The sequence below is a fragment of the Mucilaginibacter corticis genome (assembly GCF_007558865.1).
GTDB lineage: Bacteria > Bacteroidota > Bacteroidia > Sphingobacteriales > Sphingobacteriaceae > Mucilaginibacter > Mucilaginibacter corticis.
This window is the reverse complement of the sequence record NZ_VLPK01000002.1, coordinates 129,636-146,846: the sequence shown is the minus strand read 5'-3', so window position 1 is coordinate 146,846 and position 17,211 is coordinate 129,636. Positions and strand designations below refer to the sequence as shown.

Annotated in this window: 12 protein-coding genes; 7 read left to right on the top strand and 5 right to left on the bottom strand. The window is 43.5% G+C overall.

Translation table 11 applies throughout. The features are described from left to right. The first annotated feature begins 3 nt into the window (after positions 1–3). The 3 genes from FO440_RS11305 to FO440_RS11295 all read left to right on the top strand — a co-directional run bounded on the left by FO440_RS11305 (position 4) and on the right by FO440_RS11295 (position 9,032). On the top strand, positions 4–5,160 hold the full coding sequence (locus FO440_RS11305) for a translocation/assembly module TamB domain-containing protein (protein ID WP_144248377.1): 5,157 nt from the start codon (positions 4–6) through the stop codon (positions 5,158–5,160). 3 nt (positions 5,161–5,163) lie between these two features. Further along, positions 5,164–7,464: a translocation and assembly module lipoprotein TamL gene (gene tamL / locus FO440_RS11300; RefSeq protein ID WP_144248376.1), complete on the top strand. Its 2,301-nt coding sequence runs from the start codon at positions 5,164–5,166 to the stop codon at positions 7,462–7,464. A 116-nt stretch (positions 7,465–7,580) separates the two neighbouring features. After that, positions 7,581–9,032, top strand: a complete 1,452-nt coding sequence (locus FO440_RS11295; protein ID WP_144248375.1) for a PQQ-dependent sugar dehydrogenase — start codon at positions 7,581–7,583, stop codon at positions 9,030–9,032. A 3-nt stretch (positions 9,033–9,035) separates the two neighbouring features. Here FO440_RS11295 and FO440_RS11290 read toward each other — a convergent pair whose 3' ends face one another. Next, positions 9,036–9,641, bottom strand: coding sequence for a class I SAM-dependent methyltransferase (locus FO440_RS11290; RefSeq protein WP_144248374.1), 606 nt, complete (start codon positions 9,639–9,641; stop codon positions 9,036–9,038). A gap of 229 nt (positions 9,642–9,870) precedes the next feature. Beyond that, positions 9,871–11,829 carry a DNA topoisomerase (ATP-hydrolyzing) subunit B gene (gyrB, locus tag FO440_RS11285; protein ID WP_144248373.1) on the bottom strand — a complete coding sequence of 653 codons (1,959 nt, stop codon included), beginning with the start codon at positions 11,827–11,829 and terminating at the stop codon, positions 9,871–9,873. A gap of 205 nt (positions 11,830–12,034) precedes the next feature. On the opposite strand from gyrB, the gene FO440_RS11280 reads away from it, so the two are divergent. Together FO440_RS11280 and FO440_RS11275 are read left to right on the top strand one after the other, a co-directional pair. Further along, positions 12,035–12,634 (top strand): OmpH family outer membrane protein, encoded by a 600-nt coding sequence (locus tag FO440_RS11280; protein WP_144248372.1) that lies wholly within the window; start codon positions 12,035–12,037, stop codon positions 12,632–12,634. 150 nt (positions 12,635–12,784) lie between these two features. Further along, a complete protein-coding gene (locus FO440_RS11275) occupies positions 12,785–13,255 on the top strand; it encodes a nucleoside deaminase (RefSeq protein WP_144248371.1) in 471 nt (156 codons plus the stop codon). 7 nt (positions 13,256–13,262) lie between these two features. On the opposite strand, the gene FO440_RS11270 is transcribed toward FO440_RS11275, so the two are convergent. From FO440_RS11270 to FO440_RS11260, 3 genes are all read right to left on the bottom strand, one after another. Then, positions 13,263–14,399: an acyltransferase family protein gene (locus tag FO440_RS11270; RefSeq protein WP_144248370.1), complete on the bottom strand. Its 1,137-nt coding sequence runs from the start codon at positions 14,397–14,399 to the stop codon at positions 13,263–13,265. 55 nt (positions 14,400–14,454) lie between these two features. Further along, a complete protein-coding gene (locus FO440_RS11265; protein WP_144248369.1) occupies positions 14,455–14,859 on the bottom strand; it encodes an RNA-binding S4 domain-containing protein in 405 nt (134 codons plus the stop codon). A 63-nt stretch (positions 14,860–14,922) separates the two neighbouring features. Beyond that, positions 14,923–15,258, bottom strand: a complete 336-nt coding sequence (locus FO440_RS11260) for a hypothetical protein (RefSeq protein WP_144248368.1) — start codon at positions 15,256–15,258, stop codon at positions 14,923–14,925. An 80-nt stretch (positions 15,259–15,338) separates the two neighbouring features. Between FO440_RS11260 and FO440_RS11255 the strand changes: the two genes are divergently transcribed. Together FO440_RS11255 and FO440_RS11250 are read left to right on the top strand one after the other, a co-directional pair. After that, a complete protein-coding gene (locus FO440_RS11255) occupies positions 15,339–16,154 on the top strand; it encodes a 2,3,4,5-tetrahydropyridine-2,6-dicarboxylate N-succinyltransferase (protein WP_186292648.1) in 816 nt (271 codons plus the stop codon). Positions 16,155–16,232: 78 nt separating this feature from the next. Then, complete coding sequence (locus tag FO440_RS11250; protein ID WP_144248366.1) at positions 16,233–17,210, top strand: glycosyltransferase family 9 protein; 978 nt, start codon at positions 16,233–16,235, stop codon at positions 17,208–17,210. The last annotated feature ends 1 nt before the right edge of the window (position 17,211 follow it).

Sequence of the window (17,211 nt, the reverse complement as noted above, 5' to 3'; positions counted from 1 at the left end):
AAATTGGGACGATTTGGACGTATAGCCTTAAAAACTATTCTTTGGATAATTGCGAGTGTCATCTTCTTAGTGTTGCTTGTAATTATTTTAATACAGGTGCCTGCTGTACAAAACTTCGCTAAAGACAAGGCGGTAACTTTTTTACAAAATAAGATCCACACAAAAGTTAAGATAGGCCATATTAGCCTTGGCCTGCCTAAACTGCTGGTGTTAGAGGATGTTTATTTTGAAGATCAAAAGCGTGATACCCTGATAGCCGGCGAAAAACTGAAAGTTGATATCAGCATGCTGCAACTGTTGCACCACAAGGTTGAAGTTAACGAGATCAACCTGGAAGGCATTACCGCAAATGTAAGCCGCGGTAAGGATAGCGTTTTTAACTTCGACTACATTATGAAAGCTTTTGCCGGCGAGCAAAAGAAAGAGGTTAAGCCTACCGACACTACATCTACCATGAAATTTTCGATGGATAAGATCATCCTCGACCGTATCAATATATCTTACAAGGACCTTACTACCGGCAACGACGTGAAATTTATCCTGGGCCATTTTGATACCCGGATAAAAGATTTTGACCTGGATAAGATGAAATTCACTATCCCAAAGATCAACCTGTCGGGGGTGAACGCGCGGGTTATACAAACACCTATGGGCTCGTCCATCGCGCAGGCGGCCAAGGTTGACACTGCCGTTAAACCATTAAATATGGATATTAACCTGGGGACCATCGACGTATCAAAAATATATGTAGTGTACCGCAGCGGCGAAATGGCTGCCAATGTAGACCTGAACAAGTTTTTGGTAGAGATGGACAAGATAGACCTGAAGAATCAAAAAGTAGGCATTAAAAGTATCGAGTTAAACGACACCAAAGCGGCAGTTACCTTTGCCAAACCACAGGTAGTTAAAAAGGCTGCGGTGCAAGCGATAAAGAAATTAGATACCATAGCCGCTAATCCGCAAAGCGGTAAAGGCTGGTCGGCAACGCTGGGCAAGGTGAGTTTTGCCAACGACGACATTCAATTTGATAACGATGCGCAGAAACCAATTGCAAAAGGCCTTGACTTTGCGCACATGCACATCCGTCAGTTAAATGCTGATGCGGAAAACATTTCTTACAACCCTGATTCGCTTTCGGGAAAGATCAACTCGTTCACGTTTAAAGAAAAGAGCGGTTTAAGTATCAATAAATTCCACACCGCGTTTTTCTACGGGCCAAAAAGCGCTTATTTAAATGACCTTTTGGTCGAAACACCGGGCTCGGTAATACAGAAACAGGTACAGGTTAGCTATCCGTCTATTGATGCTATCACCAAAAACATCGGTTTACTGCATATCAAAGCCAATGTTGACGGCACCAGGATCAGTCTGAAGGATGTGTTATTGTTAATGCCTACCATGGCAAGTATGGAGCCTTTTAAACATTCGTCAAACTCAGTATTCAGGATCGACGGAAAAATTGCGGGGCAAGTTAACAATCTTGACATCCCCGAATTTGAAGTACGCGGATTGAACAATACCCATATCAAAGCATCGGCTAAATTAAAGGGCCTGCCTGATATGAATAAGGCCTATTTTGATGTAAACCTTTCCGACTTTAATACCAGCGCCTCCGATATTGCCAAACTTGCCCCTGCGGGAACTATCCCGGCATCGGTAAGCATACCCGCAAGCATGAACCTTAAGGGCAACTTTAAAGGCGGCATGACTAACTTTAATACCAAACTAAACCTGCGGTCAACCTACGGTGCTATGGATCTGATCGCTTCGCTTAAAAATGGTAACAATAAGGCCAAAGCAACTTATTCGGCCAATATTAGGGCCAATAATTTAAACGTTGGCGCGCTTACTAAGCAGCCGCAAATGGTGGGTATGATCACCCTATCGGCCAATATTAAAGGCTATGGGCTTGATCCTAAAAAAGCCAGCGTGCAATTTAACGGCAATGTAGCCAAAGCCTACGTTAAAGGTTATAACTATCAAAACCTGGTAATGAAGGGCACTGCCACTAATGGCAACTACACTGCCGTTATGCGAATGCAGGACCCCAACATCAACTTTAGCCTGGATGCTAAAGCTAATATGAACAAAAAATATCCGTCGGTAAAAGCTGATCTTAACCTGGACAGCCTTAACCTGGAAGCCCTGCATTTTACAACCACGCCGATGCGTGTACATGGCAAAATTATTGCTGACGTGCCAACAGCCGATCCTGATTATTTAAACGCCAACGTAAAGGTGAATGACCTGTTGGTGGTGAATAAAGATCAGCGGATCCGGATAGATTCTATCAGCATGGTATCAACCGCCAATGCCGATAGCAGTTCCTTACGTTTAAAAACCCCCTTCCTTACCGCACGGATGGGTGGCAAATATAAGCTTACCCAAATTGCCCCTGCCATGCAGGATTTGATCAACAAATATTTTAATACTAATTTGGGCAGCCCTGCTCCTAAAACCAAAGCTATTTACTCGCCGCAGCAGTTTAATTTCGCTTTGCGGATAGCTAAAACGCCATTGGTTGCGCAGTTTGTACCAACGCTTACGCAACTAGAGCCGGTTAATATTAACGGACGTTTTAACAGCACAACAGGCGAGTTTACCATAAATGGCATCATGCCTAAAATTGTTTACGGCACCGAAATTATTAATAACGGCAAACTGGCTATCAATACCAATAATAACGCGCTTAATTACAGTTTAACTGTTGATGAGGTTAAAATGTCTTCATCCCTTGACTTATTATACCCAAGTATCAGCGGCAGCGCTAAAGACAATAAGCTAAACATCAGCGTACAGGTGCGTGATAACACCAAAAAAGAACGTTACCGTATTGCCGGCGTATTCAGTGCTTTACCAAACGAATACCAGTTTAGCTTTTTACAGGATGGTGTAATGTTTAACTATATCCCGTGGGCGGTAAATGCCGATAACTCATTGCAATTTGGCGGCAAGGGTATTTTAGCACATGATTTTACCATTACCAACAGCAACCAGGTACTGAGCGTTAATAGCACATCTACCGAATACAATTCGCCAATTAAAGTCGACTTCCGCGATTTCCATATCGAAACGCTTACCCGTATGGCGCAGCAGGATTCGTTACAGGTTGGCGGTGTTATTAATGGGGAGGCCAATATCAGCGATTTCCAGAAATCGCCTAAGTTTACTACTGCCTTGAACGTGGCCGACTTTAGCTTTAAGGGCGATACCGTTGGTAACATCGCATTAAAAGTAGATAACCAGACCGAGAATGCTTTTGCCGCTAACATGAGCATCACCGGTAAAGGTAACCAGGTTGATCTGAAAGGTATTTACTATACCAGCCCCGAAAGTAAGTTCGACCTTGATCTGAGTATAGTGAAGCTGAATATGAAAAGTATAGAAGGCTTTAGCTTTGGCAGTATCCGCAATGCAAAAGGTATAATTACAGGCGACCTTAAAATAACGGGCACCACTGACGCGCCGGTTGTGCGGGGCGATGTTAACTTTAACCAGGTTGGCTTTAACGTAACCATGTTAAACTCGTACTTTACCATGCCTAAAGAAACCATCACCTTTAATCAGGATGGCATACTGTTCAGGGATTTCACACTGGTTGATTCAACCGGTAATAAAGCTATAGTTACAGGTACACTTTACACCAAAACTTTTACAGACTTTAAATTTGGCATTGACATCAACGCAACCAACTTCAGGGCGGTTAACTCAACCGCGGCCGATAATAAACTGTTTTACGGTAAGCTTTACATTGATACCAGGATCCAGGTTCGCGGTACGCAAAATTCGCCCCGGGTAGATGTTAATTTAAGCGTGAACGACAAAACCGATATGACCTTTGTACTGCCGCAAACCGACCCTGGTATTGAAGACAGGAAAGGCGTTGTAGAGGTTATTAACGAGAATGCTCCACAGCTCGATTCTATCATGATGGCTAAAAAGCTTGATTCGCTCAAGCAAACCAGTTTAAGCGGACTTGATGTTAACGCGACCATCAACATCAGCAAAGCCGCCAAATTTACCATAGTGATCGACGAGCGTAATGGCGACGTGGTGCAACTGCAGGGCCAGGCCACGCTAAATGGCGGCATTGATCCAAGCGGAAAAACTAGTCTGACCGGAACTTATACCGTTGAAGATGGTTCATATAACCTGGCTTATGCCACAGTAAAACGTACCTTCAAATTTAAAAAAGGCAGCTCAATAACCTGGACGGGCGACCCTACCAGCGCGGATGTTAACCTGACTGCCATTTATGTAGCCAACGTGCCGCCTATTGACCTGGTAAATCAGCAGGATGATGGCAGCAGCAGTTCGACCATGCTGAAGCAAAAGTTACCGTTCAACGTATTGCTTAATTTAAAGAACCAGTTGCTTAAGCCGGATATCAGCTTTGACATTGTGTTGCCTGATGATAATTATACGGTATCGCCTGATGTGATCTCGACTGTTAATACCCGTTTATCGCAAGTTAGGCAAGACCCTAACGAAATGAATAAACAAGTATTGGGCGTACTGGTACTTGGCCACTTCATTGGCGATAACCCGTTACAAAGCCAGGGCGGCGGTACGGGTATAAATGGCGCTATCCGTAATAGCGTAAGCAGCTTGTTGTCAGATCAATTGAACAAATTAGCTGGCAACTTGATCGGCGGTGTGCAGTTGAGCTTCGACCTTACTTCTGGTGCCGACTATTCTACCGGTGTTCAGCAAAACCGTACAGATCTGAATGTAGGCCTGTCTAAACAATTCCTGAATGACCGCTTGACAGTTACTATAGGTAACAACTTTAACCTTGAAGGACAAAATCAGCCGGGACAAAAAACTACTGATATAGCAGGTAACCTATCTGTAAATTATAAGCTGACACAGGATGGCCGCTACATGATCCGTGCTTACCGTAAAGATGAGTTTATTGTTGTTGAGGGGCAAGTGGTTGAAACAGGTGTAGGTTTCTCGTTAACCTATGAGTACAACCGCTTTAAAGAGCTTTTCCGCGGGAAATCAAAACGCGATAAAGCGCTGCAAAAAGAATATAACGACAAACAAAAAGAACAAAAGAAAGAGCAGAAAGCTGCCGATAAACAACATGACGACAACGTAGCGCCTGTTGTACAACCGGCTGATAAACCTGCCGAGCAAAAACAAACTTCAAACTAACGTATGGCTAAGCTTAGATATATACTTATTGTTGTAATTGCCGTTTTTTTAAGCGCCTGCAGCACCACCAAATACCTGGGGCAGGGGCAAAAGCTTTATACCGGCGCCGAGATAAAGATTACGGATAAGCAAAATTCTAAAAAAGGTGATATAGGTCCTATTACTGACGATCTTGCATCGCTGTTGCGCCCTGCTCCAAATAGCACCATATTAGGTATGAGGTACAAATTGTGGATCTATGATAAAACAAGGACCAATAAAGTAAAAGGTCTAAAGCATTATTTGAATACCCACTTAGGCGAACCGCCCGTATTAGCCAGCAGCGTAGATCTGATTAAAAACGCCATTATTTTACAAAACAGGCTGCAAAACAAAGGTTACTTTTTGGCACAGGTAAATGGCGACACCGTCAGCAAAAAAAATTCAAAGTTGGCCAAAGCGGTGTACACCATACAAACGGGACCGGCTTATCATTACCGCCAGATAGGTTTCCCTACGGATAAGGACGACCTGGATACCGCCGTAGCAGGTACATCAAAAGAAAGTTTGTTAAAAGTTGGCGATCGCTATGACCTGGATGTGATTAAGAACGAACGGATCCGGATCGATGCCAAACTAAAAGAACGCGGTTTCTTTTACTTCTCGCCCGATAACCTGATCATGCGGTATGACAGCACCAAGGCAGATCATACCATAGATATGTTTGTGAAGGTGAAGGAAACCACGCCTGACCAAGCGCGCTGGATCTACTCTATCCGTAACATCTATGTCTACCCAAGATATTCGCTGCGTGACACCTCACTTAAGTTAGATTCGGCACAGCATTATGCCTGGTACAATGTGATTGACCCACGAAAAACCGTGCGTCCGTTTATATTCAAAAATACCATAATGCTGCATCCTAATGATATTTATAACCGTACCGAGCATAACAACAGCTTAAACCGCTTTATTGAATTGGGGCCGTTCAGTTTTGTTAAAAATAGGTTTGAGGATGTTACGCCCGACTCGCCAAAATTGGATATTTATTATTTCCTTACACAGGCCAAACGTAAATCGCTCACAGCCGAAATTGTGGCGCGCCAGACGTCGGCAAATTATGATGGTACGCAGTTTAACCTGACATTCAGGAACAAGAACGCGTTTAAAGGCGGCGAGCTGTTTACCCTCAATTTTTTCACCAGTACAGACAAGCAATTTGGCAAGTATAACAACGGGTTCAACGTGTTCCAATTTGGTGTGCAGCCTTCTATTGTATGGCCGCGTATTGTGGGCCCGGTTGATATTAAAACCAACAACGCCTATATCCCCAAAACTATCCTGACAACGGGCTATACGCTTATTGACCGTACCAAGCTTTACCGGTTAAATTCATTCAACCTGGCGTTCGGTTATCAATGGAAACCCAATTTGCACAAACAGCATATGCTTAATCTATTGGAGTTTAGTTATGTTGATGCAGAGCATGTCAGCCAGCTTTACCAGGACAGTATCCGTAAAACACGTAACCCTACCCTAACCCACGTTATTAATAACCAGTTTACTTTTGGCCCAAGCTACAGCTACACTTTTGATAACTCGACCGAAGAGTTCAGGACCAACAGCATTTATTACATGGGTAAAGTTAGCTCGTCTGCCAGCTTGGTAGGTATCGCCACCGGCGCTGATACTTTGAGTGGCAAGGTGAAAAAATTATTTGGCACACCGTTTAACCAATATCTTAAGTTTGAAAACGATCTGCGGTATTTCCACAAACTTTGGCCGGGCGGTAAAATAGCCAGCCGCATGCTGGTTGATGTTGGCGTACCTTATGGCAACTCAACCATATTGCCTTACAGCCAGCAATTCTTTATCGGTGGGCCTAACAGCTTGCGCGGTTTCCAGGCACGTTCAATAGGCCCGGGATCATATTACCCGGCAGCATCTGTAACCAATGGCACCCAGTTTTTGCCTGATGAGTCGGGAGATATTAAGCTGGAAGCTAACATTGAGTATCGCCAAAAATTATTCAGCATTGTTGAGGGAGCCCTATTCTCTGACGCAGGTAACATCTGGCTGATGAGAAGCCATTACGGTCTGCCCGGCGCAGCTTTTAGCAAACACTTTCTGAACCAAATGGCTGTTGATGCCGGTGCGGGTTTACGTTTTGACCTGTCAGTACTGATATTACGTACCGACTTCGGTTTCCCGCTGATCAAACCGAGATCAACCAATACAGGCATTGTCGACGGTGTTGATTATACCAACTCCGGCTGGCACGGATCGAATATGGTATTTAATTTGGCTATCGGGTATCCGTTTTAAGGTTTAATGAGTGAATTATTGAATGAGTGATTGAGTGAATGTTTTCGCTTTAATAATACACTATTTCATTATCTTAGTTCAGAAAACAAAAAATCGCAATTCATATTACCTTGTGTATGAAAACATTAAAATGGTTACTGGCTGTATGCCTTGTTGCAATAATTTTTAGTGCATTTGTAACCGGTAAAAAAAGCAAGGTTGCAATAAAATTGGCCGACTCGTCAGGCTACCAGGTTGATACATTAGTTAAAAACATGAAGGTGCCCTGGCAAATTGTTTTTTTGCCGGATAATACCATGCTGTTTACCGAGCGTACCGGCAAACTTCGTGTTTATCGTAATGGTAAACTGGTAGACAAACCTGCGTTTATTATTCCTAACATCCCGCAGCGTAATAAAACCGGCATGCTGGGTATGGTATTGCATCCTGATTTTATTCATAATCGCTTTATTTATATAGCTAATGATTATTGGCTGGGCGATAAGATCCGCCTGCAGATAGTGCGTTATGAATTTAGAAACGATACACTGGTAAAACCATTCATTATCCGTAATGATATTCATGCCAACCAAAACCACACCGGTTGCCGGCTGGTGTTTGGACCGGACAAGAAACTATACATTACCACCGGCGATGCGGATGAGGCTATATTAGCACAGGACCTAAAAGCGCTAAATGGTAAAATATTAAGAGTAAATGATGATGGCACCATACCGGCTGATAATCCTTTCTTTAAAAACGATACTGCAAAAAAAGAGATCTGGAGCTACGGACACCGCAACCCGCAGGGATTGGCATTTGAACCTGGTACAAATACGCTGTTTGACTCTGAGCACGGCCCTACCGGCGGCGATGAAGTTAACATCATTAAACCGGGCCTGAATTATGGCTGGCCTATCATCCATCACCAGATGACGCATGAAGGCATGGTATCGCCCCTAGCCGAGTTTACCCCGTCAATCGGACCAAGCGAAGCCATGTTTTATAATGGCGATAAGTTTCCGCAGTTAAAAGGCAAGCTATTGGTAACCTGCCTGCGCGGCGAAGGACTGTTGAAGATCACCCTGAATAATGACAAGGTGGTCGATCAGGAAATAATGCTGAAAAAGCAATACGGCCGCATCCGCTCGGTGGTCACCGGGCCTGATGGCTATATTTATTTCTCCACCTCGCAGGAAGACCCTGTAGAGGGACAGCCGCGCCCGGGCTATGACATGGTTTGCCGCCTCCGTCCGTCGGGCAGTAAAAACACCATGCTATCATCGCAAAAAATAACCGCAAATACGGTAGCGCAAACATCACCCGCAAAAATGACCACATCTATGCTGGTACAGCAAATGTGCGCCAGTTGCCACGGCGATAATTTAAAAGGCACTGATAAAGGCGCGAACTTAATGGCTGCTCAGCTAAAACACGGTTCTACAAAACAGGCTTTGATCAATACGATTACCAACGGAGTTTTAGATAAAGGAATGCCGGCCTGGAATGGTGCTATAAGTACTGCTGATATTGACAAAATAGCGGGATATATTATTGCGAAACGGAAAGCGTCAACTTTAAAAAAATAGTGATCATCCGATGTATTGCGCCATCCAAATATTGGCAGCACAATCAGGATCATTTTCCTGGTATTTTAAAATCTTAAAATGATGTTCGGCTAATAAGGTTTCATATTCCGATGTATCTAACGACGCGTGAAATAAATTCTCGCCGCCATTAACACCCCAAGCTTCGCCATGTTCAGTCCCTGATGTAAACATCAAAACTCCGTCCTTATTTAATTGAGCTGCAAACAGTGAAAACATCGCCGGCTGATCATCCGCAGGCAAATGAAAAAAGCTATGCCAGGCAATTATCGCGTCAAACTTCCGATTCAAATTAAGCTCACGCATATCCTGCAAAACAAATTCTGTTTCAGGGAAATTAAGCCGGGCAATTTTTAGCATTTCGACACTCGCGTCAACACCAACAACGCCTATTCCTTGCGTCAATAAATAGCGCAATATCGGCTCGCCGGTACCACAGCCCAGGTCAAGCACTGTAGCATTTTGGGGCAGGTAACCGATCAAATTGTCCAGGCAACTTTTCTCAATTAGATTTTGAGGTCTATTTTCAAAGAACCATTGAGCTATCTTGTTGTAAATCTTATAAACGTCTTTTCTTTCGCCTTCCTGCATAAACAAATATCGGTAAAAGCAATGAGCTAACTACGTCATTGCGAGCGATAGCGTGGCTATCTCTGCGCGATAGTTATCCGCCTGGCTTGTAGAGATTGCCATGCTCGTTCCTCGCTCGCAATGACGCTTCGGAAAATATGCATAAAAAAAAGCCGCTCAATGAGCGGCTCTAATCTTGTTAAATTCGAAATTGATCCCGATAGCTATCGGGACGAAATTCGAAATCCGCCTACGTATCTATCCTCGCGTATTTAGCGTTTTTCTCTATAAACGCGCGGCGTGGGGCAACCTCATCGCCCATTAACATAGAGAAAGTATGGTCGCATTCGGCAGCGTTTTCAATGCTGGCTTGTTTTAAAGTACGGCGTGCCGGGTCCATGGTGGTTTCCCATAATTGCTCGGCGTTCATCTCACCCAAACCTTTGTAGCGCTGTACGTTTACGCTCTCTTCTTTACCGGCACCTTTAAGGCGTTGTATGGCACGGTCGCGTTGCTCGTCGTTCCAGCAATATTCAAACTCCTTACCTTTTTTAACCTGGTAAAGCGGCGGCGATGCAATGTAAACATATCCTGCTTCGATCAACTCCTTCATATAACGGAAGAAGAAAGTAAGGATCAGGGTTGTAATGTGCGATCCGTCAACGTCAGCATCCGTCATGATCACAATTTTGTGGTAACGTAGCTTGGTTAAGTTCAGGGCTTTATCATCTTCAGGCGTACCGCGGCTAACGCCAAGGCCGGTGAACATATTTTTTATCTCTTCGTTCTCATAGATCTTGTGCTCCATAGCTTTCTCTACGTTAAGGATCTTACCCCTTAACGGCAAAATAGCCTGGTATTCGCGGTCGCGGCCCTGCTTAGCAGTACCACCCGCCGAGTCACCTTCGACAAGGTAGATCTCGCATAAAGCCGGGTCGCTGTTGGCGCAATCAGATAACTTGCCGGGTAAGCCTGAACCGCTCATTACGCTTTTGCGTTGTACCAGTTCGCGCGCTTTACGTGCAGCTGCACGGGCAGTAGCGGCCAGTACAACCTTATTCACGATCATGCGGGCCTCTTTAGGGTGCTCTTCAAGGTAATTACCTAAAATTTCACCTACGGCCTGGTCAACCGCGCCCATTACCTCGTTATTACCTAATTTGCCTTTGGTCTGTCCTTCAAACTGTGGTTCTTGTACCTTTACAGATACAACCGCAGTTAAACCTTCGCGGAAGTCATCGCCGGTAATTTCAACTTTAAGGTTTTTTAATAAACCTTCTTTATCAGCATAGCTTTTTAACGTACGGGTCAAGCCCCTGCGGAAACCGGCCACGTGCGTACCGCCCTCAATAGTGTTGATGTTATTTACGTACGAGAAAACATTCTCTGAGTAGGTATCATTGTATTGCAAAGCCAGTTCAACCGGTATGCCTTGTTTAATACCGTCAACATAAATAGGCTCCGGGATGATAGATGTACGCGTGCCATCCAAAAATTTAACAAACTCGCTCAAACCACCTACCGAATAAAACTCTTCCGAAAGGAAAGTTCCGTCTTCGTTCGGCTCGCGCTCGTCGGTTAAAGTTAACCTGATACCCTTATTCAGGTAAGCCAGTTCGCGTAAGCGGGCTGCCAGGGTATCAAATTTGTATTCGGTTGTTAATTGAAATATTTCCGGATCTGGCTGAAAGGTCTGGGTAGTACCTGTCCTATCAGAAGTACCTATCTCCTTAACATCAAACAACGGTTTACCCTGCGCATATTCTTGTGTAAATATTTTACCCTCGCGCTCAACAACAGTTTTCATATGGGTTGACAGCGCGTTAACGCAACTTACACCCACACCATGCAAACCACCTGATACTTTGTAAGTATCTTTATCAAATTTACCACCCGCGTGCAAAACGGTCATTACAATTTGCAGTGCCGATACTTTTTCTTTGGTGGTGATACCGGTTGGGATACCCCGGCCATTATCGACAACGGTAATTGAGTTGCCTTTGTGTATAGTAACGTTTATAGTGTCGCAGTAACCGGCAAGAGCCTCGTCAATGGAGTTGTCAACAACCTCATAAACCAAATGGTGAAGACCTTTTACACCGGTATCGCCAATGTACATGGATGGGCGCTTTCTAACTGCCTCTAAACCCTCTAAAACCTGTATATTATCTGCTGAGTAATTCGATTTGTCTATATTTTCTTCGCTCATAATTGGGTTAAAACAATAACTCACAAAAATACGCATTTTAAGGCACTTTATCACTACTGTTGATAAATATGCGCCGCTATTTGTATCACCTGTAAATGATTAGGATACTTGGTATGAAAGTTTATCTTTGTGAAAAATTTTATTAAAAAGTGATGGCTCATATCAGATAAATATGCCATCATTTATCATCAAAAAATAGCTTTAAATGAAAACTACAGGTTCTGTTTTAACAAAAATTACTTTAGGCATATTGGTAGCAGCAAGCGTTGCTGCCTGCAATAATAAACCTGCCGCTACTCAAACTGTAGCGCCACCTACAACTGCCACCACACCCGATAAAGGAACAACAGTATATATCAACTCTGATTCTTTATTAGCTCAATACACTTATGCTAAAGACATGCAGGACCGCCTCACCATTAAAGGTAAAGCCGCTCAGCAGGAAGTAGCATCAAAGGGCCAGGCTTTACAACGTGAAATTGCCGACTATCAAAAAGTTGCGGCTACTTTGGCTGCTGATAAACGCCAGGAAACAGAACAACGCCTTGCACGCGAGCAACAGGATTTTCAGAAATTTCAGCAAAGCGAAAGTGCAGATTTTCAGAGCGCGCAAAGCACCGAAACCAATAAACTTTACGAAAAGACTGCTGATTTTGCAAAGGAATATGCCAAGCAAAAAGGTTATAAAGTGATATTAACCTACTCAAAAGCTGCCCCGGGTGTATTATATGTCGACCCAAGCCTTGATGTAACTGCTGATGTAGTTAAACAACTAAATGAAGCTTACGCGAAAGACAAAAAATAATTAAACTAATAAAAAAGAAATGCCGGCCTTTTAATAAAAGGCCGGCATTTCTTTTTTATTAAGAGTCAAGAAGCAGGAAACAAGAATCAAGAGTTATTCGTAATTTTATCCTGTCTTGATTCTTGAATCTTACATCTTGAATCTATTAAAATGAGCCACGAAAAATTCATGCAGATGGCAATTGACCTTGCCGAGTATAATGTTAAAGAAGGCCAGGGAGGTCCGTTTGGCGCAGTTATCGTAAAGGATGGTATGGTGCTGGCCCGCAGCGCCAATAAAGTTGTGCCTACAAACGACCCAACTGCCCACGCCGAAGTTTCGGCTATCCGCTTGGCATGCCAGGAATTAGGTACTTTTAACTTAGCCGGATGCGAAATTTATACCAGTTGCGAACCCTGCCCCATGTGCCTTGGCGCTATTTATTGGGCACGGATAGACAAAATTTATTATGCCAACACCAAGGCCGACGCCGCTGCAATAGGTTTTGACGATCACTTTATTTACCAGGAGCTTGACCTGCCCATGGACCAACGCAGGTTACCCATAGTTCAATTGATGCGCGATGAGGCTTTAAATGCCTTCAGGCTATGGACCGAAAACGAGAACAGGACAGATTATTAATGGCTTGTTATTGCATATATTTCTTCACAAATCTTTTCCCGGCTAACGCTCCGCCTTTTTCAATAAAGTAATAACATAATGAGCTTGTAACTATAACAATAAGCGTACAAACAAAAGTTAACAGCCAAAACTGGTTATCGCCTTGTTTGCAAAAGTTTTTTATGGCCGGGGTATTGAAAAAAAGATACAGCACAGACATGTGTGTCAGGTATAAACTATAGCTGACATGACTTATGCGTTTAGCACCTGTGAGTGAAAGCAAGCCGAATAACTGTGAGTCGGTAATTGTGATCAGGAAGAAGAAAACCAGTAATAACAATACCTGCACCACCCCTGTCGCTGTATGAAAAAAGGTAAAAATCAAAACTATCGACAGAACGGCTATGAATGAATTAAGTAAATCGTGACTTTTAATATTCACATTCATGCTTTTAAGTGTGGCACACAGCATGCCGCACAAGAATAAAGGTATTGCAGGTTTGTCAGGATGCCAGAATTGCAGGTGTACCAAACCCAGTATTAAGCCGGCTATGCAGAATAAAAGCGAAACATTTTTCCTGATGAAATACGAGGTAAAAATTAACGAGAAGTAAAATAGCCATTCATAACGCAAAGTCCACACTACCCCAAGCACCCACATCATCTGGAATGTATTGATGTCCCCCATGGTTTGCATCCCGATAAACAGCCATCTGAATAAGGAATAAACCAGGCTTAGGGGCGGCACCTTTATTTGAAATCCTGTAGCAAAACCCACAATTAGCAATACGGGTATTAAAACCGCGTAGTAAACGGGCGCTATCCTGAAAAAACGGTTTACAAATAAGATCTTCCAGTTGGTTTTTCCTTGCGATGAGAGCAGTTTTCCCCAAAAAAGGTAACCAGTTATCATAAAGAATATGGAGACGCCAACCTCGCCCAACAAACCATCAAAGAGGTGGTAAGTACCCCATTTTGAAAACTTTATAGTATAAAGTGTCGAGTCAAAGTGATTAACTACTACCGCGAATGCCAGGAATCCCCTTAAACCATCAATTGAGCTAATGCGATGCCGGGTTGGCGGTTCATCTAATTTTTTAAAAAACGGAAGTGAAATAAATAATAATGCAAATGCTGTTAGAGCGAAAAAAAGCAAATAGACCATACTAACTAAATATACAATTTAATTGCTATTCTGCGAAAAACGGACTGACACATTCTTACTGATCCCCTTTCTCAAAAAAGTCCTCCTGCAGGCCATCTATCTCGCGCCTGTCCCGTTTTGTAGGGCGGCCGGTACCTCGGTCGCGTTTTAGCACCGGAGCCTGGAACATTGATTTAAACGCGGGCGTTTGTTCAACCGGGGTAATATCTTCATAATAACCAACGGCGGTTTTGGCATCCGTACGGCTTTCTAACAGTCCCGTCACCCTGATTACTTTACGGTCCGGCCCTTTTGACACCTGGTAAACTTCGCCCAGCTTTACTTCGTGCGATGGTTTGATATTGTTACCATCCAACTTAACCCGCCCGGCTTTGCAGGCATCAGCAGCAAGCGTCCGCGTTTTAAACAGTCGGATGGACCATAAGTATTTATCTATTCGGAGTTTCTCTTTTTCGGGCATAGTTATAATTTGGCAAATTTAATATTGATTATTGCTTTAGCGAAACTTATCATCGGCCCTTAGCTAAATTCTAAATCCTCTTAAAATTCCCCAACTGGATATAAAAACCAAATAAATAATAAAAAAAGCGATTCCAACTATTTGATACATCCTTTTTTTTGTTGGTATATCATCCGCACCAAATATTTCTTGTACATTCCATAAAAAGGGTATCACAATTGGCGATAAAGCCCAAACCACGGAATTTCCTTTTGAGTATAGTAAACTATCACCGCCTTCCCCTAAAAATAACATTGACATAACCGGGTACATATCGAAAATCAAAAAACCTATTATCAATTGAGCGGTAAGCCTTATCAAAACTTTGATCCAAAACTTGGATTTGGTTGAATTAAACATGGCTGTAAATTACATTGATTGAACATATCAAACAAATCTCCCCAAAATTCCTTTAATTTGTCGTAAAGTTTAAAATACCGATGCAAGATCTAAAGAAAACCATTGAACTGGCCTGGGAAGACAGGAATCTATTACAATACAAAGAATACATAGACGCCATTGAAACAGTTATTGAAAGACTGGATAGAGGCGAGATACGCGTTGCCGAACTGATTGGCAGCCGCTGGCATACTAACGACTGGATAAAGAAAGCCGTTATACTATACTTCCCTATCCGCACAATGGAAGAAATTAAAGCCGGGCCGTTTATGTTTCATGATAAAATGAAACTAAAAACCGACTACCAAACTACCGGCGTACGCGTAGTACCTGGTGCTTCTGCACGCTATGGCGCATATTTGGCAAAAGGCGTTATTATGATGCCGAGTTATGTAAACATAGGCGCTTATGTTGACGAAGGCACCATGGTTGATACCTGGGCTACCGTAGGATCATGCGCGCAGGTTGGCAAACACGTTCACCTTAGCGGTGGTGTAGGCCTTGGCGGCGTACTAGAGCCTGTACAGGCAGCACCGGTTATTATCGAGGACAATTGTTTCCTGGGTTCAAGAGCTATTGTTGTTGAAGGCGTGCATGTAGAGCGTGAGGCTGTATTAGGCGCCAATGTGGTTTTAACTGCATCAACCAAAATCATTGATGTTACCGGCAGCACCCCGGTTGAATATAAAGGCCGTGTACCTGCCCGCTCGGTAGTTATCCCGGGTTCATATACCAAGAAGTTCCCTGCCGGCGATTACCAGGTACCATGTGCATTGATCATTGGCACCCGTAAAGAATCGACCGACAAAAAGACCTCATTGAATGATGCTTTGAGGGAAAATAACGTTGCTGTGTAAAAGATTAGAGATTAGTGGTTAGAGATTAGTCACAGGCGACTATCCTAATCTCTAATCTCCAACCTCTAATCTCTAAATATGAAAATACTGGTAAGATTGCCTAACTGGCTTGGTGATGTAGTTATGAGTACAGCTTTCATCGAGGCGGTTAAGCAAACTTATCCTATAGCGCAGGTTGATGTTATCATCAAAAAAGAGCTTAGTGCAATTGCCTCCCTTATTCCCGGTTTAACCAGGATCCACTCATTTTCAAAAGACGAGTATAAAGGGCTTGGCGGTGTTTACCGCTACGGCAAAACCCTGCGTTCTGAAAAGTACGACCTGTTTTTCACCCTGCCTGATTCTTTATCATCAGCAGTAATGGGTAAAGCTACCGGGGCTAAACAACGCGTGGGCTTTAGCAAAGAAGGCGGTTTTTTTATGCTGACCAAAGTTTGCAAAAGGCCTGCAAACGCTCACCGGGTTGATGAGTACCTCTCCATATTAGAACAGCTTACCGAAATGCCGGTAACCGGCCGTAAGGTATCGCTTACCGTAACCGAGGTAAAACCCAACGGGCTAATACTGATCAATTTTAACTCGGAAGCGGCATCGCGGCGTATGCCACTGGAGAAAGGCCGCGCCCTGCTTAATCTGCTGACCGGCTTATTCTCCGATAACAAGTTTGGCCTGTTAGGCGGACCGAAAGATTCGGTGTTTATAGAGCAGATACTGGCTGGTGTTAATAATGCCGCGCGGATAGAGAATTACGCAGGCAAAACCACACTGTTAACCTTAACCAACCTAATGGCAGGCGCAAAAGTACTGCTCACTACCGATTCAGGCCCTGCTCACCTGGCCAATAGTGTGGGCTTACCGGTTATCGCCTTGTTTGGTGCCGGCAATGAACATAACACTGCCCCGTATAATAAAGAAAAGCTTAATGTATTACGGGCCAGCCAATTAGACTGCGAACCCTGCGTACGTAACGAATGCAAGCTATACGGCGTACCGAAATGTATGGAGTTGTTGGATGATATGCAAATAGTTGCCCTTTTACAAGCTCGTATTAATTAAC

Coding starts and splice junctions, on each gene's coding strand:
- tamL (WP_144248376.1), top strand. CDS start 5,164: ATGGCTAAGCTTAGATATATACTTATTGTTGTAATTGCCGTTTTTTTA.
- FO440_RS11295 (WP_144248375.1), top strand. CDS start 7,581: ATGAAAACATTAAAATGGTTACTGGCTGTATGCCTTGTTGCAATAATT.
- FO440_RS11290 (WP_144248374.1), bottom strand. CDS start 9,641: ATGCAGGAAGGCGAAAGAAAAGACGTTTATAAGATTTACAACAAGATA.
- gyrB (WP_144248373.1), bottom strand. CDS start 11,829: ATGAGCGAAGAAAATATAGACAAATCGAATTACTCAGCAGATAATATA.
- FO440_RS11280 (WP_144248372.1), top strand. CDS start 12,035: ATGAAAACTACAGGTTCTGTTTTAACAAAAATTACTTTAGGCATATTG.
- FO440_RS11275 (WP_144248371.1), top strand. CDS start 12,785: ATGAGCCACGAAAAATTCATGCAGATGGCAATTGACCTTGCCGAGTAT.
- FO440_RS11270 (WP_144248370.1), bottom strand. CDS start 14,399: ATGGTCTATTTGCTTTTTTTCGCTCTAACAGCATTTGCATTATTATTT.
- FO440_RS11265 (WP_144248369.1), bottom strand. CDS start 14,859: ATGCCCGAAAAAGAGAAACTCCGAATAGATAAATACTTATGGTCCATC.
- FO440_RS11260 (WP_144248368.1), bottom strand. CDS start 15,258: ATGTTTAATTCAACCAAATCCAAGTTTTGGATCAAAGTTTTGATAAGG.
- FO440_RS11255 (WP_186292648.1), top strand. CDS start 15,339: ATGCAAGATCTAAAGAAAACCATTGAACTGGCCTGGGAAGACAGGAAT.
- FO440_RS11250 (WP_144248366.1), top strand. CDS start 16,233: ATGAAAATACTGGTAAGATTGCCTAACTGGCTTGGTGATGTAGTTATG.